Below are 23,465 nucleotides of genomic sequence, written 5' to 3' on the forward strand. Positions count from 1 at the left end.
GGCGTGTTCGGTGCCGTCATCGTCGTCTCAACGCAATCCCTGCTGCAACCGGGTGACATCCTCGGCGGCGCGCAGCAGCGGGGCCTTGAACTGTTCGAGCTGGAAACGGGTCGCCGGCATTACCAGCGAGACGGTCGCGGCGCAGCGGCCCTGCAGGTCGAACACCGGCGCGGCGATGGCGCGGACGCCGGCCTGGGTGTAGCCGCTCGACAGCGCGTAGCCATTGAGACGGGCCTCGGCGATGATCTCGTCGGCGGCGAGCTCCTCGCCGCTTTCCTTCAGCCGGCGCAAGGTCGCCTCGTCGGCAAAGGCGGTGAGGATGCGGCCGGAAGCCGAGCCTTCGAGCGACATGGTCGTGCCGATCTTCTGCTCGGCGCGCAGCACGCTGTCGGATTCGACGCGCGACACGATGCAGGGCTGACCGCGATCGAGCACGGCAAGCGAGGCGGTTTCCTTCACCTCGTGGACGAGGTTCTGCAGGATCGGCAGCACGCGGGTGCCGAGATCCGCTTGTTCGAGCGCCGCAGCGGCAAACCGGCACAAGTGCATCGACAGCCGGTAGCGGGATTGATCGTCCTGTTCGATGAGGCCGGCTTCGGACAGCGTCAGCAGCCGCTGGTAAGCGGTCGGCCGCGAAAGGCCAAGCGAGGTCGCAATTTCCTGCAGCCGCATACCGCGCGGGCTTTTCGCCAGCACTTCCAGCACCGCGATGGTCTTCAGCGCGGTTGAAAGGGGGCGAACGCCGCCTTCATCAGATATTCTATTTGAATACGTGGTATCCATTTGAGATACAGCATTGGCAAAACCTTGATCTGAGTCAACAGGGCTTGCTCAATATTTTTTACAAGTTGGATAGCTTCGGCTAGGTGACTGAGCGTGCTAGCGAAACTCCGGTACTTTAGGACTCGGAGCGGTGCAGCCCCGCTGCGGAAGGCCGTCGCGCCTCCGGAGAGTCGCGCGGCGAGCCCTGAGATGTGAGGACGAGGACATCGTGGAAACGGACTTCGACATTGGCGCCCGGCTGAAGGCGATGCGCTCGGCCTCGGCGCTGTCGCAGCGGCAGCTCGCCGAGCGCGCCGGCGTGCCGCATGCGCAGATTTCCAACGTCGAGAAGAACAAGGTCAGCCCGTCGGTCGCGACCTTGCGCAAGATTTTGGGCGGCCTCGGCGTCAGCATGGCCGACTTCTTCGAGCCGGAGCGGCAGTTGCCGTCGGGCCCGTTTTTCAGGGCGGATGAGCTGGTCGACCTCACTTCCAAGGTGGCCGCGAGCGCCATCGGGGACGGCACCGGCCGCATGACCTTTCGCCAGGTCGGCGATGCCCGCGCCGTCAACCTGCAGATTCTCCACGAGGTTTACGAACCCCAGGCCGACACTGGCGAGACCCGCCTGCAGCACGCCTCCAGTGAAGGCGGCTATGTCATCGAGGGCGAGCTCGAGGTGACGGTCGGCGACGAGGTGCAGGTGCTGAAAGCCGGCGAGGCTTACCTGTTCGACAGCCGAATCCCGCACCGGTTCCGAAACGTCTCGGCCGGCCGGACTGTGGTCATCTCGGCCTGTACGCCGCCGTATCTGTAGGGAAACTGGCCAAGATACTGAGCAGCCGTTGCTCAAAATATTGAGCAGTGCTAAGGCCGAAGCGTCTCTCCTCCCAGAAAGGCGGTTTTCCATGACGGCATCGGCACAACTACTTCAGCGTCAGAAGGCGGCGGTGGCAGGCGGTATCGCGACCCGCGCTATCTTTGCGCAGAGCGCCAAAAACGCCGAACTCTGGGACGTCGACGGCAAGCGCTATATCGACCTCGCTGCCGGCATTGCGGTCAACAATACCGGGCATCGCCACCCGAAGGTGATGCAGGCGGTGCTCGCCCAGACCGAGCGCTTCACGCACACCTGCTTCAACGTGGCGCCGTTCGAGGATTACATCCGCCTCGCCGAGCGGCTCAACGCGCTGGTGCCGACCGGCGCCGAAAACCGCACCATGCTGGTGACGACCGGCGCCGAAGCGGTCGAGAATGCCGTGAAGATCGCGCGCGCCGCGACGAAGCGGCCGGGCGTCATTGCTTTTTCCGGCGCCTTCCACGGCCGCACCATGCTCGGCATGGCGCTGACCGGGAAAGTGCAGCCCTACAAGAAGAGCTTCGGCCCGTTCCCGTCCGACATCTTTCATGCCGCGTTCCCGAATGCCTACACCGGCCCGAGCGTCGAGGAAGCCATCGCCAGCCTCGAGCGCCTGTTTGCCTCCGATATCGATCCCGAGCGCGTCGCCGCGTTCCTGATCGAGCCGGTGCAAGGCGAGGGCGGCTTCAACGTCGCCTCGCGCGACTTCCTGGTGAAGCTGCGCGAGATCGCAGACCGCCACCGCATTCTGCTGATCGTCGATGAAATCCAGACAGGCATGGCGCGCACCGGCCGCATGCTGGCCATCGAGCATTCCGGCGTGCGGCCTGACCTGGTCACCATGGCCAAGGGGCTGGCCGGCGGCTTCCCGCTGTCCGCGGTCACAGGCCGCGCCGAACTGGTGGATACGGTTCATGCCGGCGGGCTTGGCGGCACCTTCGCCGGCAATCCGCTCGCGGTTGCCGCAGCCAACGCCGTGCTCGACGTGCTCGAGGAAGAACAACTCTGCGCCCGCGCGACGGTGATCGGCGACAAGATCACGGAACGTCTGCGCACCATCGCGGCGCGTCAGGGCAATGAACGTATCGGCGATGTCCGCGGTCTCGGCGCCATGGTGGCGTTCGAACTGGTCGAGGATCGCGCCAGCAAGGCGGCGGCGCCGCAACTGACCAACGCTGTCATCGCCGAGGCGGAAAAACGCGGCGTCATCGTGCTGCCCTGCGGCACCCGCGCCAATGTCGTGCGCCTGCTGCCGCCACTGACCATCGAGGACGACACGCTCACCGAGGCGCTCGATCTCCTCGAGGCGGCCATCGAAGCCGCCTTGTCGCAGCCATAAGACTGCGGCAGGGTGCGCGATAGCAACTCCGATCTGGTGAGTGTGGAATGAACGGCGCCGATCTTCTTTGCGATGTCTTGCTCGCCAATGACGTTGACGTTTGCTTTGCCAATCCAGGCACCTCGGAGATGCATTTCGTCGCGGCGCTCGACCGCAAGCCGCAGATGCGTTGCGTGCTCGGCCTGTTCGAGGGCGTCGTCACCGCGGCGGCCGATGGCTATGCGCGCATGGCTGACAAACCGGCGGCGACCTTGCTGCACCTCGGGCCCGGGCTCGCCAACGGGCTTGCCAACCTGCACAACGCGCGACGAGCCCGTACGCCGATCATCAATGTCGTCGGCGATCATGCGACTTATCACCTGAAGTACGACGCGCCGCTGACCAGCGACATCGACAGCCTGGCGCGGCCGATGTCGCAGTGGGTCGGGCGTGCCACCAGTGCCGACGATGTACGCGGCAAGGCCGAAGCCGCCTATGTCGCCGCCGTGCGCGAACGGGGCGTCGCCACGCTGATCCTTCACGCCGACGCCGCGTGGGGCGAGGCGACGGCGCAGACGCCGAGCCCGGTCACCTTGCCGACACAGCCGGACTTCTCGCGTGACGCGCTGAAGGCGGCGGCGCAGGTGCTCAAAGGCGGCGGCAGGACTGCGCTCATTCTCGGCGGCCGCGCCATGCGCGCCGACGCGCTCGATCTTGCCGGCCGCATCAGCGCGGCGACCGGCGCGGCGCTGTTCACGCAGCGCGCCGCGCGCTGGGAGCGCGGCGCCGGCCGTGTCACGCCGCAGGCCGTGCCGTATCCGATCGACCTCGCGGTCGAGGCGTTCAAATCCTTCTCGACTGTCATTCTCATCGGCGGGCGAACGCCGGTGGGTTTCTTCGCTTATCCGGGCAAGCCCGGCGATCTGCTGCCGCAAGGCTGCGAGGTGATCGAGCTTGCGGGGGTCGAGCACGATCTTTTTGCCGTGCTCGATGCGCTGGCGGGCGAAATCGGCGCGGTGACGACGAAGCCGGCCGGCATTCATGACTTCACCGCGCGCGATCTGCCGACGCCGACGGGAAAACTGACGCCTGACGCGATGTCGATGATGGTGGCGCGGGCGTTGCCGGAAGGCGCGATCCTCGTCGAGGAAATCCTGACTTCGATCGGCAAGCTCGGATCGCTGGCGCCGACCATGGCGCCGCACGATCATCTGCCGCTGACCGGCGGCTCGATCGGTATCGGCATTCCGCTGGCCGCCGGCGCGGCGATTGCCTGTCCCGACCGCAAGGTCGTCTCGTTACAGGCCGACGGCAGCGGCATGTACACGGTGCAGGGCCTGTGGACGCAGGCGCGCGAGCGCGCCAACGTGCTGACCATCATCGCTTCGAACCGCGGCTATTCGATCCTCAAGGGTGAGATGCGCAACGTCGGCGTCAATGATTTCGGCCGCAATGCGCGGCGCATGCTCGACATCGACGACCCGGCGCTCGACTGGTGTGCGCTGGCGAAGGGCATGGGTGTCGAAGCGGTCCGCGCCGAAAGCTGCGAAGACTTCGCGCGCGCCCTGACGCATGGCCTGCGCCAGAACGGGCCGTTCCTCATCGAAGCGATCCTCTGATCGCCGGCGATTAACGAACGCCGAGGAATCCCAGCAGGGCGCGATTGAAGACGCTGGGCTGCGCGATACCGGGAATGTGACCGGCCGACGCAATTTCCACGAACTGAGATCCGGAAATCGCGTCGCGCATGCGCGCCATCGTTTCCGGCATCTTGCCGTCGTCCTTGCCGGCGATCAGTAGCGTCGGCACCGCGATGCGCGGCAGCACGTCGGCATAGGCATAATTCTGCAGCGCCCGGGCACAGGCCTCAAATCCGGCGAACGGCGTCTCGGCGATCATGCGCCGCACGACGTCGGCGCGGCCATCTTTCACTTGATCGGATGTGAACCAGCGCCCGACAGTGGCATCCGCGAAGGCACTCATGCTCTCGCGCCGCGCCATCTCGATGCGCTCTTCCCAGCCGGCCGCACCGGCGGGCGCCGTCGCAGCCTGGCCGTCACAGAGGACCAGCCTTTCGATTCGCTGCGGCTGATCTTTGTAAAGCTGCAGGCCGGTCGGCACGCCCATGGACAGGCCGACAAAGGTGCATCTGGCTATGCCGAGATGATCGAGCAGGGCGGCAACGTCGCCGCCGAGTTGCTCGAAAGTGCAGGGCGCGGATGGCACGCTCGATCCGCCATGGCCGCGCTGGTCATAGCGGAGCACGCGGAAATTCGGAGCGAGCGCCGCCGCCTGACCTTCCCATAAGGACAGGTCCGTGCAGATCGAATTGCTGAACACGATCCACGGTGCGCCTTCGCGCCCGTCCACCTGAAAGCGGATCGAGACGCCGTCCCGTGTGAATGTGTTGGTCCCGCTCATTCCAAGAACTCCGGCATTTCAGGCGCCCACCGACGGCGCCAATTTTCATTGCCGTTTGACACAACATCGCCAGCACGCAAAAATCAATGACCTAGTTTATGAAGCCAATATGTTTCCGCTCCTCATTGGAGCGGGACCGGGGAGGATCTCATGATCGTGTGGCCAAGAGCGTTCGTTGTTGCCTGTGCGCTTGTCGCTGTCAGCGCGGCGACAGCGGCGCAGGCGGATGAGGTCGCCCTGAAGTCGGCAACCAATGGCGACGCGACAATCAGCTATTACGCCCAGGGCAAAGGCCCGTTGATCCTGTTCATCGCCTCGACCGGGCGCGGCACCGAAGAGTTTGGCGACCTGGCGAAACGGCTCGCCGAGCGCGGCTATCGCGTGCTGCGGCCCGAGCCGCGCGGCATCGGCGCCAGCAAGGGGCCGATGACAGGCGTGACCTTCCACGACTTTGCCAAGGATTTCGCTGCTGTCATTCGCAATGAAGGTGGCAACGCTATCGTCGCCGGCCATGCCTATGGCGGCTGGATCGCGCGCACGCTGGCCACCGATCATCCGGAACTGACGCGTGGTGTCGTTCTGGTGGCGGCCGGCGCCAGCAAGTGGCCAAAGGAGCTGAGCGACGCCATCACCATGATCAACGACCCGGCCTCGACGCCAGACCAGCGCCTTGCCGGCCTGCGCCTCGCATTCTTCGCGAAGGGCAACGATCCGACGGCGTGGCTCGAAGGCTGGCACGGCGATGTCACCAAAAGCCAACGCGAAGCCGGCAAGGCAACCAAGCGTGCCGATTGGTGGGCGGCGGGCAAAGCGCCGATCCTCGACCTGCAGGGCGGCGCCGATCCGTTCCGCCCCGCGGAGTCGCGGCAGGAGCTCAAGGCCGAATTCGGCGACCGCGTCACGGTCGCCGTGATCGACAATGCCAGCCACGCGTTGCCGGCGGAAAAACCGGCCGAAACGGCGAACGCGATTGCCGACTGGGCGGATCGGCTCGGCAAGTAACGCCGCCGCGACCGCCTTCAGCGGCCGACGAACACCGGCTTGCGCTTCTCGACGACGGCGCGGGTCGCTTCGCGCGCGTCTTCGGTCGCCATCAGGCGCGTGCTGTATTGCTGCTCGCGCGCATAACCGTCTTCCACCGGCATGTACTCGACTTCGTTGAGCGCCTGCTTGCCGAGGCGCAGCCCGAGCGGCGCCTTCTGCGCGATGACCTTGGCGAGGCGATCCACCGCGGCACCGAGCTCGGCGGCCGGCACGACTTCATCGACGAGGCCGACGCGGTAAGCTTCCGCCGCGGTGATCGGCTGACCGGTGAAGAACATCCGGCGCAGCATGCCCTGCGGCACGAGACGGCCGATATGGGCGCCGCCACCGCAGCGGCCGACATTGATTTCCGGCAGCCCGAACGTTGCGGTGTCGCTGGCGATGCGCATGTCGCACAGCGAAGCGATGACGCAGCCGGCGCCGAGGGCGGGACCGTTGACCGCGGCGATCACCGGCACCGCGGAATGGCGGATGGCGCTGAAGCAGCGGCGGATGATGGCGGCGCGCTTCGGATCTTCCTCCACCGTTGCGGCGAGGAATTCATTGAGATCGAGGCCGGCACAGAAAGCGCGCGTACCCGCCGAACCGAACACGATGCAGTTGATGTCGTGCCACTCTTTCGAGCTTTCGAACACGTCGCCGATTTCGCCATAGAGCTGCATCGTCAGCGCGTTGACGGGCGGGCGATCGAGGGTGACGCGGGCAATCCGGTCGGCTTTCTCGATTCTCAGTGTCATCCTCGGCGTTCCTTGGCTTGTGACCGCGCGGAAGGCGGCGGCTGTTGCCTTGTTCTATACAGAAGGCGGGCCGGCGGCGCAGCTAAAAACTAGGTCTATGCTCTTTCATTTACACTGGTAACTATGGTCTGTTCGCGGGCTGCGGTTGATTGACAGGCCTATAAAAGCTAATAAGCTATGCTTTACAATATTAGAGGAAACATGCCCCCTCAGGAAGACGATGCGGCCGAAAATGTCCGCATGATCCGCGATAGCACGCGCGCCGTCGTTGCCGCAGATGGCGATCTTAGCCGCATTCGCGCCCAGCGCTTTCAGCAGTCCGGTTTCGATCCCGCGATTTTCGCAACCATGGCGGAGATGGGCTGGCTGACATTGCGTCTTCCGGAGCAGGCGGCCGGGCTTGGTCTGGGCATGGCGGAATATTGCGCGCTGACCGAAGAGCTGGGCGCCGGGCTGGTGCCGGAGCCGCTGATCGGCGCGGCGCTGGCGCATCGGATGACCGGCGCGGACCTGGCCGAGGCCGGAATTTGCGTTGCGGCGTGGCAGGACGATGCCAACAGCCTGGGCTGGCGCAAATTGCGCATTGATGGCGGACGCATCACCGGGACCAAGCGCTTCATCCCCGATGCGACGGGCGCCGACAGCTTCGCGGTCGCCACCGCGGGCGGCGTCGCCATCGTGGCGAAGGATGCATCCGGCGTTCGTCTGGACTCCGAGTGGACGCAGGATGGCTGCAGCCTCGGCACGCTCGACATGACCGGCGCCGCGCCGCTCGCGGTTCATGCCGCCGATGCCGTCGATGACGCGCTCGACGAGGCGACGCTCGCCACCGCCTCGTATCTGTTCGGCCTGTCCGGGCGCGTGTTCGCCATGACCATCGACTATCTCAAGACCCGCCGGCAATTCGGTCAGCCGATCGGCAGCTTCCAGGCGCTGCAGCACCGCGCCACCGACGTGAAGATTCAGCTCGAGCTGGCGCGCGCCTCCATCGCATCGGCCGCCGCGACGCTCGATGCCGGCGCCGCGAGGGCGGCGCGCAGCGCCGCGGTCTCGCGCGCCAAATGCCGCGCCAACGACACCGCGCTGCTGGTGGCGCGCGAGACGATCCAGATGCACGGCGCCATCGGCTTCACCGACGAGTACGACGCTGGCCTGTTCGTGCGCAAGGCGATGACCTTGTGCAACCGGTTCGGCTCGTCGGCCGTGCACCGCAGGCGCTTCGCCGCGTTGCTGAAGGAGGCGGCGTGATGACGTTCGCCCCGAGCGAAGACCTGCGCGACATGCCGGACGACGAATTCCGCATGCTGGTGCGGCGCTTTGCCGAAGAGAATTATCCGAAGGACATGCCGCGGCATTCGCAGCGCCGGCTGCACTGGCGCGAGGTCAAGCCGTGGTATCTGGCGCTGTCGAGGCGCGGCTGGCTGTGCCCGAACTGGCCGCGCGAGCATGGCGGCATGGGGCTGTCGGCGGCCAAGCAACTGATCATGATCGAGGAGTTCGGCCGGCACGGATGCGCCCGCGTCAACGACATCGGCATCGTCATGCTCGGTCCGCTGCTGATCCATCACGGCAGCGAACAGCAGAAGGCACACTTCCTGCCGAAGATCCTGTCGGGCGAGCATATCTGGGCGCAAGGCTACAGCGAACCCAACGCCGGCTCCGATCTGGCGGCGGTGCGCACCGAAGCCGTGCTCGACGGCGACGAATGGGTGATCAACGGCCAGAAGACGTGGGCGACGCTCGGTAACGACGCCAACTGGATCTTCATTCTGGCGCGAACCGACAAGACCGTTAAGAAGCAGGCGGGCATCAGTTTTCTGCTGGTGCCCATGGATGCCCCGGGCGTCACCGTGCGGCCGATCGAGAACCTCGAACTGTTCGACGAGTTCAGCGAAATCTTTTTCGACAATGTCCGTATCCCGAAGGGCAATCTGGTCGGCGAGGTGAATGGCGGCTGGACCATCGCCAAGGCGTTGCTCGGCCACGAACGGGTTTTCATCGGCGCGCCGCGGCTGTCGGCCAATGCGCTGGCGCAGTTGCGCGCGCTGGCGGAGCGGACGGGCGTGGCCGGCGATCCGGCGTTCGAGGATCGCTTCGTGCGGCTCAAGCTCGACCTCGACGATCTCGCCGCGTTGTTCGAGAGCTATGTCGAGAAGCTGCGCCGGGGCGAAACAATCGGCGCCGACGTGTCGATCCTGAAGATCTTCCAGAGCGAGCTGTTCCAGCGCATCTCCGAGGAGATGCTTCAAGTCGCCGGCGAGACCGCTGGCCTGCGCGAGCCGCTCGACGGCGATGCGCGGCTGCATGCCGCGGGCGCCTATCTGATGGCGCGGCCGACCACCATCTTCGGCGGTTCGAGCGAGATCATGCGCAACGTGTTGGCCAAGGCCGTGCTCGGCCTGCCGAATTAAGGAATACCCTTGGAATGACGGTTCGTCCCCACAAGCCGCGTGTCGCCATGCTTTGCGCGCTGGCGCCCGATCTTCGCGCAGCACTGGCCGATCGGCTGGATCTGGTGGCGCCGGATATGCTGCCGCAACTTTCCCCCGATGATCGCAAAGCCATCAACGGCGCGGTGACCATGGCGATGCAGGGTGCGCCAGCGGCGATGCTCGATCTGCTGCCGTCGCTCCGGACGCTGGCGAGCTGCGGCGCCGGCCTGGAAAAATTCGATGCCCCGGCGCTCGAGGCGCGCGGCATCGCGCTTCATCCGACGCCGCATGTCATGACCGAAGACACCGCCGACATGGCGGTGGCGCTGGTTTATGCCGTGGCGCGCGACATCGTTGCCGGCGACGCTTACGTGCGGAGCGGACAGTGGAAGAACGGGCGGCGCAGCCGGACCACACGCGTTGCCGGCCAGCGCGCCGGCATCGTCGGTCTCGGCCGCATCGGCCGTCGCGTCGCCGATCGTCTGGCCGGCGTCGGTCTCAAGGTGAGCTATCACGGTCCGCGCGCGAAAGCCGGCGTGCCTTATGCCTATGTCGGCGACATTGCAAAGCTCGCCGCCGATGTTGACTTCCTGGTGATGACCTGTCCGGGCGATGACTCGACGAAGCACATCGTCAATCGCGACGTGCTGCGTGCGCTTGGGCCGCAAGGCTTTCTCATCAACGTGTCGCGCGGCTCTGTCGTGGATGAGGAGGCGTTGCTCGAGGCGCTCGAAGCCAGGACGATCGCTGGGGCAGGGCTCGATGTGTTCGCTCAGGAGCCGGTGCCAAATCCGCGCTTCCTCGCATTGTCAAACGTCGTCCTGCAGCCGCACGCCTCGGTGCTGACCGACGACAATCTCCGTGAGTTGGTTGACGAGGTCTGCCGCATCCTCGGCGCACAACTGCATTAAATCATAAACATGATTTATTGACATTAGATACGCGTCACCGGTACTGTTCAGCGAAATACACGGGAGGATGAGCTTGAAACTGCACTGGTCGCCGCGCTCGCCTTTCGTGCGGAAAGTCATGATCGTTCTGCACGAGACTGGTCTCACCGATCAGGTGAAGTGCGTCCGCTCGCCGGTGGCGGTGGCCGCCGTGCCGAATCCCGACGTTCTCATCGACAATCCGCTCGCCAAGATTCCGACTCTGGTGCTCGACGACGGTCGCACGCTCTTCGATTCCGCGGTGATCTGCGAATATCTCGACGCCATTACGCCGCAGACGCAGCTCATGCCGCCGGATCTCGACGGTCGCTTCGAATGCCTGCGCTGGCAGGCGCTCGGCGATGGCCTGATCGACGTGCTGCTGTTCTGGCGCATCGAGATGGCGCGCGGCGACAAGGCCAGTCAGATCATTTCCGACGGTTACGACGTCAAGGTTCGCGCTTCGCTCGCTTGTCTCGAGAAGGAAATGCCGCAGCTTGCCGCGCGCGGTTTCGGTCTCGGCCATGTGGCGATTGCCTGCGCGCTCGGCCAACTCAATTTCCGCTTCGCCGGCTGCGGCTGGGAGGCGAAGCATCCGCGGCTTGCCGCTTGGTACGACGCGCTGCAATCGCGTCCGTCGATCGCCGCCACGGTGGTGCAGGACGACGACAAGCTGGCGATGGGCGACATCGTGATGCCGCTGCGCTTCGAGGCGGCGTGATGACGGGGCCGCTGTCCCATATTCGCGTGCTCGATCTCAGCCGTATCATGGCCGGGCCGTGGTGCGGACAGGTGCTGGCCGACCTGGGCGCCGATGTGATCAAAATCGAGCGCGCCGGCGTCGGCGACGACACGCGTCGCTGGGGCCCGCCATATCTCAAGGATAAGAACGGCGCCGCGACCAAGGAGTCGGGTTATTACCTGTCGGTCAATCGCGGCAAGCGCTCGGTCGAGCTCGATCTCGCCAGCGCCGAAGGGCAGGAGATCGCCCGCGCCATCGCGGCGGAGTCGGACATCCTGCTCGAGAACTTCAAGTCGGGCGACCTCGCGCGCTACGGCCTCGGCTATGACGACCTCAAGAAGATCAATCCGCGGCTGATCTATTGCTCGATCACCGGCTTCGGCAGCGACGGACCGAAAGCCAAGGACGTCGCCTACGATTTCATGATCCAGGCGATGGGCGGCCTGATGAGCGTGACCGGCGAAGCCGACGGCGTGCCCGGCGGCGGGCCGCAGAAGGTCGGCGTGCCGATCATCGATATCGTCACCGGAATGTACGCCACCGTCGGCGTGCTGGCGGCGCTGGCACGGCGCAACGAGACCGGCGTCGGTGACTTCATCGATCTCGCCATGCTCGATGTCTCCACCGCGATGCTCGCCAACCAGGCGATGAACTATCTGGTGTCGGACGTGGTGCCGGTACGCCGCGGCAACAAGCACCCCAACATTCAGCCGCAGGATGTGTTCGCCGTGAAGGATGGCCACATCGTTCTCGCGGTCGGGAACGACGAACAGTTCGTGCGTTTTGCCGCCACCATCGGCCGGCCGGAACTGGCGACCGACGAGCGCTTTCGTCTCAACGAGTCGCGGGTCCGCAACCTCCCGGAACTGATGACGATCGTCGGCGAGCGGCTGATGCAGGACACAGTCGATGCCTGGCTCGGCGCGTTCCGCGCTGCCAACGTGCCGTGCGGGCCCATCAACACCATCGATCGCGTCTTCACCGAACCGCAGACCGTGCACCGCCAGATGCTGCGTCATCTGCCGCATCCGCTGGCCGGCACGGTGCCGCAGGTGGTGAGCCCGCTGCGGTTTCAGAATTCTCCGCTGAGCTTCGACGCGGCGCCGCCGTTGCTCGGCGCGCATACGCAGGAAGTGCTGGCCGAACTCGGGATCGGCAAGGTGAAGCCAGACGGCGCGTGAGACGCAACGTCGAGCTTTGACGGACTAAACAAAGAACTGGAGAGCCTTCCTTGGCCACAACGGCGCGCATTCCCCTACCCGAACCCGACACGATGACGCCGGAGCAGCGGAAGGTCCTCGACGCGGTGCTGAACGGGCGTCGCGGCGCGCTAATCGGTCCGCTGCGCGCCGCGCTGCATAATCCGGCTCTGGCCGATCGCTGGCAGCAGCTCGGCGAAATCCTGCGCTTCAAGACGGTGTTCCCACCGGCGCTCAACGAACTGGCGGTGCTGGTCACGGCGCGGCGCTGGAACTCCGAACTCGAGTGGGTCATCCACGCCAAGGCGGCGCGCGAGGCCGGGCTGGCCGAGCCCATCATCGAAGCAATCCGCGACAGCCAATCGCCGGTGTTCGACGATGAAGCCTATCGCGAGGTCTACGATTACGTCCGCGCGCTGCAGAACGACGGCACGGTGTCGGACGCCTGCTATGACGCGATCGTCAAGCGCTGGGGCCCCGTCGGCGTCGTCGAGCTGACGGCTCTTACCGGCTACTACGTGATGGTGTCGCTGACCTTGAACGCGCACCGCATTCCGCTGCCGGAAGGGCACAAGCCCGAACTTTATCCGGACGGCACGAGCGATCCGACGCTGACGCCCATTCCGGCGTCGGCGAACGTCGCCGGCCGCTAACAAGAAAACTGAAGGGAGATTCCATCGTGAGCGCTGAAACGATCATCACTTGCGCGGTAACCGGATCGAGCCTCACGCCCTCGATGTCGCCTTATCTGCCGATCACACCCGAGCAGATCGCCAAGGATTCGATCGACGCCGTCCGCGCCGGAGCATCGGTGGTGCATCTGCACGCCCGCGACCCGAACGATGGCCGCCCGACCAACGATCTTGCGGTGTGGAAGGAGTTCGTACCGGCGATCCGCGCCAACTGCGAGGGGATCATCAACATGTCGGCATCGCGCGGCGCCACCGCGGACGAGCGCGTCTCGGCGGTGCTGGCGCTGCGTCCCGAGATCGCCACGGTGATCGTCGGCTCGATGAATTACGGCCGGTTCCGCAAGGCCGAGGACCAGAAGGCCGTCGAGTTCAAATACCAGTGGGAACGCGAGCTGCTGAGCGGCCCCGACGCCTACGAGGTCGTGACCTCCAACACCTTCGGCAAGATCGGCCGCATGATCGACATGCTGATCGACGCCGATATCGCCATGGAATTCGAGTGCTACGACGTCGGCCATCTCTACATCCTCGACTATCATTTGCAGTCGAAGAAGGTGAAGGGGCCGATCATCGTCCAATTTCTGACCGGCATCCTTGGCGGCATTCCGTCCGAGGTCGATCACCTGGTTCATCTGCGGCAGACGTCGGAGCGGCTGTTCGGCCGTGACTGCGTCCTGTTCACCCACGGCACCGGGACGCGCAACATGCGCGCTGCCGCGACCGGAGCGCTGATGGGCACGCATGTCCGCATCGGTCAGGAAGACAACCTGTTCGACAAGCCCGGCGTATTGTTCAAGTCGAACGCCGCGCAGGTCGAGAAGGTCTCGCGCATTCTCGACGATCTCAATTGCAAGATCGCGACGCCGGCGGCGGCACGCAAGATCCTCGGCCTCGGCGAGAGGGTGGCGCTGCCGTGATCCGTTCCTGGCAGATCGGCGAGGCGAGGGTCGTCGGCCTGACCGAATATTTCGGTCCGGTCCACGTCCCGAACCTGCTGTTTCCGGCCATGGATCACAATGTGCTGCGCGCGCTGCGGTCGCAGTTCGAAGGCGTGCACTGGTTCGAGGCGGTCGATCGCCTGGTGATCGGTTTCCAGATCTGGATCCTGCATTGCGCCGGGCGCGTGATTCTGATCGACACCGGAGTCGGCAATCAGAAGTCGCGCGCCACGCCGCGAGCCAACAAGCTCAACACCGTCGCGCCGGCCTGGCTGGCGGCCGCCGGTGCCAGCCCGGACCAGGTGACCGATGTCGTCATGACGCATCTGCACAGCGATCATGTAGGCTGGAATACGCAACTTGATGGCGAGCGGTGGGTGCCGACCTTTCCCAAGGCGACCTATCACGTTCCCAAGGACGACTACTCCTGGTTTCGCGAGTTCAATCTCAGCGGCAGAGCCAAGGACGGCGGTTCGTTCTTCGACAGCGTCGAGCCGATCGTGGAAGCCGGCCTGGCGCAGTTCGTATCGCCGGGTGACCGGGTCGCCGGATGTCTCGATGCCGTCGCCGCATTCGGTCATACGCCGGGACAATTAAACTACTGGCTGCAGTCGGGCGGCAGAACGGCAGTTTTCGCCGGCGATGTGCTGCATCATCCGATCCAAATCTATCGCCCGGCGTGGAATACCATCGTCGATATCCAGCCGGAGATCGCCGCACCGACGCGCGCTGCATTTCTCGAGCGGGTTGCCGACAGCGGCACGCTGGTCTTGCCTTGTCACTTTGGTCCGCCGAATTGCGGCTTCATTCGCCGCGATGGCGATGGTTACGCCTTCGCGCCGGCGGGCGGCGAGCCGTCGTCCGGGCTGTCGGCGCAGGACCCGTGGTCTGGCCATGCGCCCTGACAGCATTTGCCGCCTGGAAAATATCTGCCGACGGACGGTCGAAGACCGCCGGACGCAGTTGCCTGCAACACAGTATGAGCTATAGATATAGCTTATAAGACCAAGAGAGCCTTGAAGCTCCGATCACGCTGCCGCTGACACCGAGCACGAGGAAACAGGGAGGAAACAACTAATGGATCGCCGACAAGTCACATGGGGTCTTGCCGCTGCTGCTGCGACAGCGGCCGTCGGGCCGTTCGGATTGAGCCGGGCCCGCGCCGCGGTCAGCGCCGATCTCGTCGCCGCCGCCGAAAAGGAAGGCAAGGTCGTCTGGTATACGACGATGATCGTGAACCAGGCGGTGCGTCCGATCGCCGACGCGTTCATGAAGAAATATCCGAAGATCAAGGTCGAGTTCACGCGCGCCGGCAGCGGCGATACCGCGCTGAAGATCATCAACGAACATCAGGCCGGCCGCATGATGGGCGACGTGTTTGACGGCACGGCGACATTCTCGTCGATCATGCCGGCAGGCGCCGTGCAGACGTACAAAGCGGCTGAATCGAGCGCCTATCCGGACGAACTCAAGGATCCGGACGGATACTGGACCGCGCTCAACCTCTATTTCCTCACCGCTGCCTACAACACCAATCTGGTCAAGCCGGATCAGGTGCCGAAGTCCTATGACGACCTGCTCAATCCGAAATGGAAGGGCCAGATGGTGTGGTCGACCGTGCCGGAGCCGGTCGCGGCGCCGGGCTTCCTCGGCAACATGCTGCTCCTCAAAGGCGACAAGGGCGGCATGGAATACATCGACAAGCTGGCGGCGCAGAAGGTCACCAACATGTCGTCGTCGCAGCGCACCGTGCTCGACCGCGTCATCGTCGGCGACTTCCCGCTCGGCCTGATGGTGTTCAACCATCACGTCGATATCTCCAAGGCCAAGGGCGCGCCGATCGAGTGGCTGCATATGGAGCCGCTGGTCAGCGCCGCGAGCCTGGTCGGCCTGATCAAGGACGGTCCCAATCCGAACGCCGGCAAGCTGCTGATCGAATACATGTTGTCGGAGGAGGGGCAGAAGGTGCTCGCCAGCACCAGCTATCTGCCGGCGCATCCCAAGGTCCCGGCGACGATCCCGACCTTGCTGCCGACCGGACCGAAGCCGTTCAAGTACACGATGATGTCGCCGAAGATCGTCGACGCCAATCTCAAGACCTGGATCAAGCTGCTGAACGAAAAATTCGGCTGATCGCTGAGTTCGTGACGCTCATCCGCGGCGGGCGCCGGGCCCGCCGTGGATCCTATTTCCGATGTGACATCCTACCGCTGGCGACAGCGCACGATGGAGGCCAGACTGAGCGTACTCACGCCAAGCGCGACGGTTGAGCGTAAGGGTATCAGCCAGACGTCGCTGCTCGCCCTGATCATCGGCGTCATTATCGCGGTGCTGGTGCTGCCGCCGGCGATCATCCTCGTCGTGCGCTCGGTCGCGATCACCAGTGCCGACGCGACGGTCGGCGGCTTCACGCTCGAGCATTTCGCCCGCTTCATCCGCAATCCGGAGTTGCTGCATACGCTGTCCAATTCGCTGATCTTCGCGGTGTGCTCGACGATCATCGGCTTGCTGTTCGGCGGCTCGCTGGCCTGGCTGGTGGAGCGCACCAATACCCGGTTCAAGGGGCTGGCTTACGTCACCACCATCATTTCGATGGGGACGCCCTACATTCTCTACGTGAGCGCCTGGCTGTTCCTGCTCGGCCGCTCCGGACCGTTCAACGATCTCTATCGGCAGATCACCGGCGGTTTCCGGCCGCTGTTCGACCCTTATTCGCTCGGCGGCATGATCCTGATCGAGGGTTTCCTCTGGTCGCCGCTGGTCTTCCTGCTGATGTCCTCGACCTTCCGCGCCGCCAACGCGGAGATGGAAGAAGCCGCGCGGATGAGCGGCGCCACGGTCTTCCGCACCATCTGGACGATCTCGATCAAGATGGCAAAGCCCTCGATTCTGGCGCTGGCGCTGTTCGTCTTCATCCGCGCCATCGAGGCCTTCGAGGTGCCGGTGCTGGTCGGCATGCCCGGCAAGGTCAATGTGCTGACCACCGAAGTCTATCAATCGATCAAGGAGACCATCCCGCCCGACCTTGGCTATGCCAGCGCCTATTCGGTGGTGCTGCTCGCGGTCGTGGCCGTTCTTCTGCATTTCTACGGCCGGCTGTCGCGCAACGCCGGGCGCTATTCGACGGTCACCGGCAAGGGCTACCGGCCGCGGCAGTTCGACCTCGGCGGCTATCGCTGGATCGGCGACTTCCTGGTCCTGTTCAATTTCTGCATCGTGCTGCTGTTGCCGCTGCTGGCGCTGCTGTGGTTGTCGCTGCTGCCCTACATGCGTGCTGTGAGCTTTGCCGCCATCGGCAATTTCAGCCTGCACAATTATGCGGTCGTTCTGACGTCGGACTATTACCGCACGCTGGCGATGAACACGCTGACGGTCGGCGCGGTCGCGGCAACGCTCGGCATGATCCTGTCGTTCTTTGTCGGCTGGCTGAGCGCGCGGCGGCGGCCGGGCGGCCAGATCCTCGATCAACTCGCCACTGTGCCGCTGGTATTCCCCGGCGTCGTCATGGGCGTCGCCTTCCTCATGATCCTGCTCAACGTGCCGCTGCCGATCTACGGCACGATCTGGGCGCTGATCATCGCCTATGTCGTGCGTTATCTGCCGTACGGGTTGCGCTACACCTACACCGGCGTGTTGCAGATCCATAAAGAACTCGAGGAAGCCGCCGGCGCCAGTGGCGCGACGCCGTTGCAGGCGCTGCGCCGGATCATCGCGCCGCTGCTGTCGCCGGCGATCATTTCAGGCTGGCTGTTCATCTTCCTGATCGCGACCAAGGAGCTCGCCGTCGCCGTGCTGCTGGCGGGCCCGAGTTCACAGGTGGTCGCGGTCGGCATGTACGATCTGTGGGTGAACGGGCAGGGCGGTGAACTGGCGGCGTTCGGCCTGATCTGGGCCACGATCATGGCGCTGGTGGCGTCGATCTTCTACTTCGTCGCCGAGAAGAGCGGCCGCGGCGGCCTTCGCTGACCGCGCGCGTGGATAGGGATGAGACGATGCTGAAGCTGGAACACCTGACCAAGGTCTATGCGGCGCTGCCGAGCGAATATGCCGGCGGCATTCGCGACGCCAATATCGACCTGGCGCCGGGCACGTTCTTCACGCTGCTCGGACCCTCCGGCTGCGGCAAGACCACGACGTTGCGCTGCATCGCCGGCCTCGAAACGCCGGACACGGGCCGTATTACCGTCGATGGCCGGCCGTTGTTCGACAGCGATCGCGGCATTTCGGTGCCGCTGCACCGGCGCAATATCGGCATGGTGTTTCAGTCTTATGCGATCTGGCCGCATATGTCGGTGTTCGAGAACGTGTCGTTCCCGATGCGCGTGTCGAAGACGCAGCGCTACAGCACCGCGGAGATCGCCAAGGCGGTGGACGAGGCGCTGGAAAGCGTCGGCCTCGGCGGCTACGCCAAGCGCTCGGCGACCCAGCTCTCGGGCGGTCAGCAGCAGCGTGTCGCGCTGGCCCGCGCCATCGTGCACCGGCCCAAGCTGCTGCTGCTCGACGAGCCGCTGTCCAATCTCGACGCCGCCTTGCGCGAAGACATGCGGACCGAGCTCAAGCGTCTGCAGCGCGAGCTCGGCGTTACCGCGGTCTATGTGACGCATGACCAATCCGAGGCGCTGGCGATGTCCGACACCATCGCCGTCATCGCCAAGGGTCGCATGATGCAGGTCGGCTCGCCGCGCGACATCTATTTCCGGCCGGCCAATGAGTTCGTTGCCAGCTTCATCGGTCACACCAATATCCTGCGCGGGCGGATCGACGGCTCGGCGGGCACGGTCGCGTTGGACGGCGGCGGCACCTTGCGCTGCCGGACGGAAGGCGAGGTCGGCCCCGACGTGGCGATTTCCATTCGGCCGGAAGACATCGCGCTGGCAAAGAAGGCAGCGCCGGCCAATGGCGACGGCATGAACGTTCTGCCCGGCGTGGTGACGTCGGCGAGCTTCCTCGGCAACGTCGTGCATTACGAAATCAAGGCCGGCAGCGGCAGCAGCACGTTCCGCGTCGAAGGCGAACCGGCGATGCCGTTCGACACCGGCGCCGAGGTGGTCATGTCGTTCCGTCCGGAAGACACGCTCGCTGTGCCGCGCAGTTAGGCCGATGTTTTACGATCCCCGCAGCGAGCCGCACGGACTGCCGCATAATCCCTGGAACGCGCTGATCTCGCCGCGCCCGATCGGCTGGATTTCGACGCTGTCGGCTGACGGCATCGCCAATCTCGCCCCATACTCGTTCTTCAACGCCGTGTCCGGCAGTCCGCCGTTCGTCATGTTCTCGTCGACGCCGCGCAAGCACTCGCTGACCAATATCGAGGCGACCGGCGAATTCGTCGTCAATGTTGTCGGCTCGCATTTGCGCGAACAGATGAACCAGACCTCCGCGGTCTATCCCGCCGAGGTCGACGAGTTCGAGAGGGTCGGGCTCGTCAAGGCGCCGTGCCGCAATGTGCGGGCGCCGCGCGTTGCCGCAGCGCCGGCGGCGATCGAGTGCATTCTCTATCAGACCATCCCGCTCAAGCCGAAAAGCGGCCTGGCTTCGGCGACGACCATTGTGATCGGCGAGGTGGTGGGCATCCATATCGACGATGCCATACTCACCGACGGCCTGGTCGACACCACGCGCCTGAAGCCGGTGGCCCGGCTCGGCTACATGGATTACTCGGTGACTGACGAGGTCTTCGAGATGCTGCGTCCCGATTTCCAGTTCGCCGGGAGGCCCGATGCCGATCACTGACGCCATGGTCCGCCAGACCGCCGAAGACCTATACTCGTGGGCGCTGCGCAAGGTGCCGGACGACACTAAGGCCGCGCTGGCGCGGGCGATGGAGAAAGAGACCAAGGAAGCGGCAAAGCAGACATTGAAGCTGCAACTGCGCAGCGCCGAGCTGGCCGAGCAGCGCGACAAGTTCGTCTGTTCCGACAGCGGCGTGCCGGTCTATTTCGTCAAGATCGGCAGCGCCGCGCCGCTGCAGTGCGACTTCAAGACCGCCATCCGCCAGGGCTACGAGCATCTGGTCGAGACCATCGACCCGCCGATCCTCAAGCACGTCACCAATCCGTTGACGCTGGAGCGCGGTTATCACGGCAAGGACATGCCGATCGTCAGCTACGATTTCGAGAGCGGGCTCGATTATGTCGAGATGACCTGCTCGCCGAAGGCGCTCGGCTCGGGCCGCTGGGCGGCGCTCGAACTGTTCACCTTTCCGTCGCTGGAAGAGATCGAGACTTACATTCTCGACGTCGCCATCAAGGCCGGCGCCCAGCATTGCCCGCCGGTGATCATGGGCGTCGGCATTGGCGGCACCTTCGATCACTGCGCATCGCTGGCGAAGAAGCAGACCTTGCGGCCGCTCGGCACTACCAATCCGGAGCCGACCCTGGCGGCGATGGAAGAGCGGCTGACCCGCGCGGTGAACAAGCTCGGCGTCGGTCCGATGGGCACCGGTGGCGATACCACGGTGCTCGGCGTTCACATCGATTACGCATCGGGGCATGGCTTCACGCCGGTCGCGGTGTGCTTCAATTGCTGGATCAACCGCCGCACCCGCGCCAGGCTCTACGGCGACGGCCGCATCGAGCGCATGGAGTAGGGCGATGACCGGGACCGTCGAGCACGATCTCAGGCTGCCGCTGTCGGAGGCGGACGTCCGGGCGCTTCGGGTCGGCGACATCGTCTATGTGAGCGGCGAGATCCACAGCACGGCCGGCATTCCGACCCATGTCCGCATGCTCGAATGCCTGGAGCGCGGCGAGGCATTGCCGTTCGATCTCAGGAACGGCGCGCTGTTCCATCTTGGCAGCTACAATATCGAGGACGCCAACGGCGATCTTCAGATCCTGTACATGAACCCGACCACCAGTACGCGCTTCAACGATCTGATGCCGAAACTGATCCCGGCGCTCGGGCTGCGCGCAACCGGCGGCAAAGGCGGACTCGATGCGCGTTCGGCACAGGCGATGAAAGAGGCGGGCTGCGTCTATCTGTCATTCCTCGGCGGCGGCGCGCCGATCCTGACCGACGCCGTGAAGCGAGTCACCGGCATCGGCTGGCGCGACATGATCTCGCATTACCGTCTGGTGCGTATCGAGGTCGAGCGGCTGGGGCCGCTGACGGTGGCCATCGATGCCCATGGCAACAGCGTCTATGACGACACGATCAAGGCGATGCAGGAAAAGCGCGCCTCGATCCTCGCGGAGCTGCGCGCCGATCGCGAGCGCAGCTAGCGGACCGCGCCCTTCCGGCGCAGCGCGCCGATCTCGTCGGCCGACAGGCCGAGCATGTCGGTCAGCACCTCATCGGTGTGCTCGGCGAACACCGGCGGCGGCAGCTTCGCACCCGTCTCAGTCGCCGAGAAGCGGATCGGGTTGGCGACGACCCGTACGGTGCCGACCTTGGAGTGCTCGACGGTTTGCAGCAGCCCACGATGTTGCACCTGCGGGTGTTCGAACACGTCCTCGAAGGTGTTGAGCGGGCCGCTCGGCACGCCGACCTTTTCCAGCGCGGCGTACCAGTTGTCGGCGGTGTCGCGTTTCAAGCATTCCGCCAGAATCGGCACCAGCGTATCGGCATTGCGCACGCGTTCGAGGTTGGTGACGAAGCGGGGATCGTCGGCGAGTTCGGGACGGCCAAGCAATTCGGTGAAACGGCGGAACTGGGTGTCGTTGCCGACGGCGATCATGATCGGGCGGTCGGCGCAATCGAAGCTCTGCCACGGGCAGGTGATCTGCGAGGCGGTGCCGTTGCGCCGCGGCAGCTTGCCGGACGACAGGTAGTTCATCGCCATGTGCGAGGCGGCATGGATCTGGGTGTCGAGCAGGGCGATGTCGATGAACTGGCCCTCGCCGGATTGCGTGTCGCGGTGATTGAGCGCGGCGAGAATGGCGACCACCGCGTAGAGCCCCGCGGTGATGTCGGAGATCGAATAACCGACGAGCGCCGGGCCGGCGCCGGGTTTGCCGTCCGGAATTCCGGTCATGCTGAGCAGGCCGCTCATGGCCTGAAAGATCGGGTCATAACCCGGCAGGGGACTCAAAGGCCCGGTCTGGCCGAACCCGGTGATCGAGCAATAGATGAGGCGTGGATTGCGCGCGGCGACGGATTGATAATCTAGGCCAAACCGGGCGAGGTTGCCGACCTTGAAGTTTTCGATCAGCACGTCGGCGCTGTCGATCAGACGGAGGATCAGTTCCTGGCCTTCGGGTGTGCCCATGTCGATGGCGATCGACTTCTTGCCGCGGTTCATCGCCATGAAGGACGAGGTTTCGCCGGTCGGCTGGCCATCCGGTCCGAGGTGCGGCACGCCCATGCGGCGCACGTCGTCGCCGCCCTTAACGTGTTCAACTTTGATGACTTCCGCGCCGAGATCGGCGAGCATCTGGGCGGCCCATGGCCCGGCGAAAACGCGGCTGAGATCGAGCACCTTGATATGCGACAGGTTGCCCGGCACGACAGCTCCTCCCGGCCCGGCGAAGTACGCCGGGCTCAATTATCATATTAAGCTAGTTTTATGAGTAATAAGCAGTAGGCCGAGCCTGTCAATTGATTAAAAGCTAGTTTTTCCGGCGGGAATTCACTATTTTTCGCGGACGATAGCGGACCCCAAATGACGGGTCGAAACGACGGGCGGCGTCACCTCATGGACCACAAGATCCTCGACAATCGCACCGCTGAAGCGCTGCGCAAGAGTTCGGTCGCTCGCTATCTGCAACTGTCGAGCCTGTTTCGTCGCCGCATTGAAACCGGCGAATGGCCGGTCGACAGCAAGATCCCGACCGTCAAGGAACTCGCCGATCAATGCGGCGTCGCCAGCATGACGATCCGTCAGGCGCTCGATCTGCTCGAGGCCGATGGCCTCATCGAGCGCTTTCGCGCCAAAGGCACGTTCGTCAAGAAGCAGCCGCAGCGCGACCTGTGGTGCAAGGTGCACACCGACTGGACCGGCCTGCTGCTCGCGCGTGAAAACGCGGTGATCGAGATCCTGTCGGACGAGCGCAATGTGCAACTGCCGCCGTATCATGGCGATGCAGGCATTGCCGCGCCGGCTTACCGGCATCTGCGCCGGCGGCATTCGCGCAATGGCGTCGCCTTCCTGCTGGCCGATGTCTTTGTCGATGAGCGCATCTGTCCGCTGATCCCGGAGAGCGCCTTCACCACGGCGACAGCGATGCGTCTGGTGGCCGATATCGCCGACCAGAAGATCGTCGATGCGCGCCAGGAACTGACCATCGGCGCCGCCGATCTCGAAACGTCGTCGCGGCTCAACATTCCGCTCGGCGAGGCCGTCGCCAAGGTGCAGCGCGTCGCGGTCAACCAGGACGGCTATCTGATCCTGGTGGCGAACGGCATCTACCGCGGCGACATGGTGCGGATCGAGATGAAGCTGCGCTAGCGCGGCG

General features: G+C 64.7%; 23 protein-coding genes. 19 read left to right on the forward strand and 4 right to left on the reverse strand.

What is annotated here, in order from left to right:
- Window positions 1-27: 27 nt before the first annotated feature.
- Window positions 28-783 (reverse strand): IclR family transcriptional regulator, encoded by a 756-nt coding sequence (locus ASD45_RS06015; protein ID WP_056910658.1) that lies wholly within the window; start codon window positions 781-783, stop codon window positions 28-30.
- Window positions 784-991: 208 nt separating this feature from the next.
- Between ASD45_RS06015 and ASD45_RS06020 the strand changes: the two genes are divergently transcribed.
- The 3 genes from ASD45_RS06020 to ASD45_RS06030 all read left to right on the forward strand — a co-directional run bounded on the left by ASD45_RS06020 (window position 992) and on the right by ASD45_RS06030 (window position 4,555).
- Window positions 992-1,576, forward strand: coding sequence for a cupin domain-containing protein (locus tag ASD45_RS06020; RefSeq protein ID WP_082540681.1), 585 nt, complete (start codon window positions 992-994; stop codon window positions 1,574-1,576).
- 91 nt (window positions 1,577-1,667) lie between these two features.
- A complete protein-coding gene (gene gabT, locus ASD45_RS06025) occupies window positions 1,668-2,957 on the forward strand; it encodes a 4-aminobutyrate--2-oxoglutarate transaminase (RefSeq protein ID WP_056910659.1) in 1,290 nt (429 codons plus the stop codon).
- Window positions 2,958-3,004: 47 nt separating this feature from the next.
- Window positions 3,005-4,555, forward strand: coding sequence for an acetolactate synthase large subunit (locus ASD45_RS06030; protein ID WP_056910660.1), 1,551 nt, complete (start codon window positions 3,005-3,007; stop codon window positions 4,553-4,555).
- Between the two features lie 10 nt (window positions 4,556-4,565).
- Here the strand turns inward: ASD45_RS06030 and ASD45_RS06035 are convergent, their stop codons facing one another.
- Window positions 4,566-5,357, reverse strand: coding sequence for an alpha/beta fold hydrolase (locus tag ASD45_RS06035; RefSeq protein ID WP_056910661.1), 792 nt, complete (start codon window positions 5,355-5,357; stop codon window positions 4,566-4,568).
- A gap of 150 nt (window positions 5,358-5,507) precedes the next feature.
- On the opposite strand from ASD45_RS06035, the gene ASD45_RS06040 reads away from it, so the two are divergent.
- Window positions 5,508-6,359, forward strand: a complete 852-nt coding sequence (locus tag ASD45_RS06040; protein WP_056910662.1) for an alpha/beta hydrolase — start codon at window positions 5,508-5,510, stop codon at window positions 6,357-6,359.
- 17 nt (window positions 6,360-6,376) lie between these two features.
- Here the strand turns inward: ASD45_RS06040 and ASD45_RS06045 are convergent, their stop codons facing one another.
- Complete coding sequence (locus ASD45_RS06045) at window positions 6,377-7,138, reverse strand: enoyl-CoA hydratase-related protein (protein WP_056910663.1); 762 nt, start codon at window positions 7,136-7,138, stop codon at window positions 6,377-6,379.
- Between the two features lie 201 nt (window positions 7,139-7,339).
- On the opposite strand from ASD45_RS06045, the gene ASD45_RS06050 reads away from it, so the two are divergent.
- From ASD45_RS06050 to ASD45_RS06115, 14 genes are all read left to right on the forward strand, one after another.
- Entirely contained in the window at window positions 7,340-8,386 is a 1,047-nt protein-coding gene (locus tag ASD45_RS06050; protein ID WP_056910664.1) for an acyl-CoA dehydrogenase family protein, read from the forward strand.
- On the forward strand, window positions 8,386-9,549 hold the full coding sequence (locus ASD45_RS06055) for an acyl-CoA dehydrogenase family protein (protein WP_056910665.1): 1,164 nt from the start codon (window positions 8,386-8,388) through the stop codon (window positions 9,547-9,549). Before ASD45_RS06050 ends, ASD45_RS06055 begins: the two co-directional genes overlap by 1 nt.
- 14 nt (window positions 9,550-9,563) lie before the next feature.
- Window positions 9,564-10,481 carry an NAD(P)-dependent oxidoreductase gene (locus ASD45_RS06060; protein WP_082540682.1) on the forward strand — a complete coding sequence of 306 codons (918 nt, stop codon included), beginning with the start codon at window positions 9,564-9,566 and terminating at the stop codon, window positions 10,479-10,481.
- Between the two features lie 67 nt (window positions 10,482-10,548).
- Window positions 10,549-11,220 (forward strand): glutathione S-transferase family protein, encoded by a 672-nt coding sequence (locus ASD45_RS06065; RefSeq protein ID WP_200949637.1) that lies wholly within the window; start codon window positions 10,549-10,551, stop codon window positions 11,218-11,220.
- Complete coding sequence (locus tag ASD45_RS06070; protein ID WP_056910667.1) at window positions 11,220-12,422, forward strand: CaiB/BaiF CoA-transferase family protein; 1,203 nt, start codon at window positions 11,220-11,222, stop codon at window positions 12,420-12,422. Before ASD45_RS06065 ends, ASD45_RS06070 begins: the two co-directional genes overlap by 1 nt.
- Before the next feature lie 50 nt (window positions 12,423-12,472).
- Window positions 12,473-13,093, forward strand: coding sequence for a carboxymuconolactone decarboxylase family protein (locus tag ASD45_RS06075; protein ID WP_200949639.1), 621 nt, complete (start codon window positions 12,473-12,475; stop codon window positions 13,091-13,093).
- Window positions 13,094-13,119: 26 nt separating this feature from the next.
- Window positions 13,120-14,049, forward strand: coding sequence for a 3-keto-5-aminohexanoate cleavage protein (locus ASD45_RS06080; RefSeq protein ID WP_056910669.1), 930 nt, complete (start codon window positions 13,120-13,122; stop codon window positions 14,047-14,049).
- Window positions 14,046-14,975, forward strand: coding sequence for an MBL fold metallo-hydrolase (locus tag ASD45_RS06085; RefSeq protein ID WP_056910670.1), 930 nt, complete (start codon window positions 14,046-14,048; stop codon window positions 14,973-14,975). Before ASD45_RS06080 ends, ASD45_RS06085 begins: the two co-directional genes overlap by 4 nt.
- 172 nt (window positions 14,976-15,147) lie before the next feature.
- The gene (locus tag ASD45_RS06090) at window positions 15,148-16,203 is read left to right on the forward strand and encodes an extracellular solute-binding protein (protein WP_056910671.1); all 1,056 of its coding nucleotides are present in this window, start codon (window positions 15,148-15,150) and stop codon (window positions 16,201-16,203) included.
- 93 nt (window positions 16,204-16,296) lie between these two features.
- Window positions 16,297-18,036: an iron ABC transporter permease gene (locus ASD45_RS06095; protein WP_082540683.1), complete on the forward strand. Its 1,740-nt coding sequence runs from the start codon at window positions 16,297-16,299 to the stop codon at window positions 18,034-18,036.
- A 26-nt stretch (window positions 18,037-18,062) separates the two neighbouring features.
- The gene (locus ASD45_RS06100; protein WP_056910672.1) at window positions 18,063-19,166 is read left to right on the forward strand and encodes an ABC transporter ATP-binding protein; all 1,104 of its coding nucleotides are present in this window, start codon (window positions 18,063-18,065) and stop codon (window positions 19,164-19,166) included.
- A 4-nt stretch (window positions 19,167-19,170) separates the two neighbouring features.
- A complete protein-coding gene (locus ASD45_RS06105; RefSeq protein ID WP_056910673.1) occupies window positions 19,171-19,803 on the forward strand; it encodes a flavin reductase family protein in 633 nt (210 codons plus the stop codon).
- On the forward strand, window positions 19,790-20,659 hold the full coding sequence (locus ASD45_RS06110) for a fumarate hydratase (protein ID WP_056910674.1): 870 nt from the start codon (window positions 19,790-19,792) through the stop codon (window positions 20,657-20,659). Before ASD45_RS06105 ends, ASD45_RS06110 begins: the two co-directional genes overlap by 14 nt.
- A 4-nt stretch (window positions 20,660-20,663) precedes the next feature.
- On the forward strand, window positions 20,664-21,293 hold the full coding sequence (locus tag ASD45_RS06115) for a fumarate hydratase C-terminal domain-containing protein (protein WP_056910675.1): 630 nt from the start codon (window positions 20,664-20,666) through the stop codon (window positions 21,291-21,293).
- On the opposite strand, the gene ASD45_RS06120 is transcribed toward ASD45_RS06115, so the two are convergent.
- Entirely contained in the window at window positions 21,290-22,516 is a 1,227-nt protein-coding gene (locus tag ASD45_RS06120) for a CaiB/BaiF CoA-transferase family protein (protein ID WP_056910676.1), read from the reverse strand. The two genes, ASD45_RS06115 and ASD45_RS06120, sit on opposite strands and share 4 nt — an antisense overlap.
- Before the next feature lie 189 nt (window positions 22,517-22,705).
- Between ASD45_RS06120 and ASD45_RS06125 the strand changes: the two genes are divergently transcribed.
- The gene (locus ASD45_RS06125; RefSeq protein WP_056910677.1) at window positions 22,706-23,458 is read left to right on the forward strand and encodes a GntR family transcriptional regulator; all 753 of its coding nucleotides are present in this window, start codon (window positions 22,706-22,708) and stop codon (window positions 23,456-23,458) included.
- Window positions 23,459-23,465: the final 7 nt, after the last annotated feature.

Origin of the sequence: Pseudolabrys sp. Root1462 (assembly GCF_001426945.1) — a bacterium.
Lineage (GTDB): Bacteria > Pseudomonadota > Alphaproteobacteria > Rhizobiales > Xanthobacteraceae > Pseudolabrys.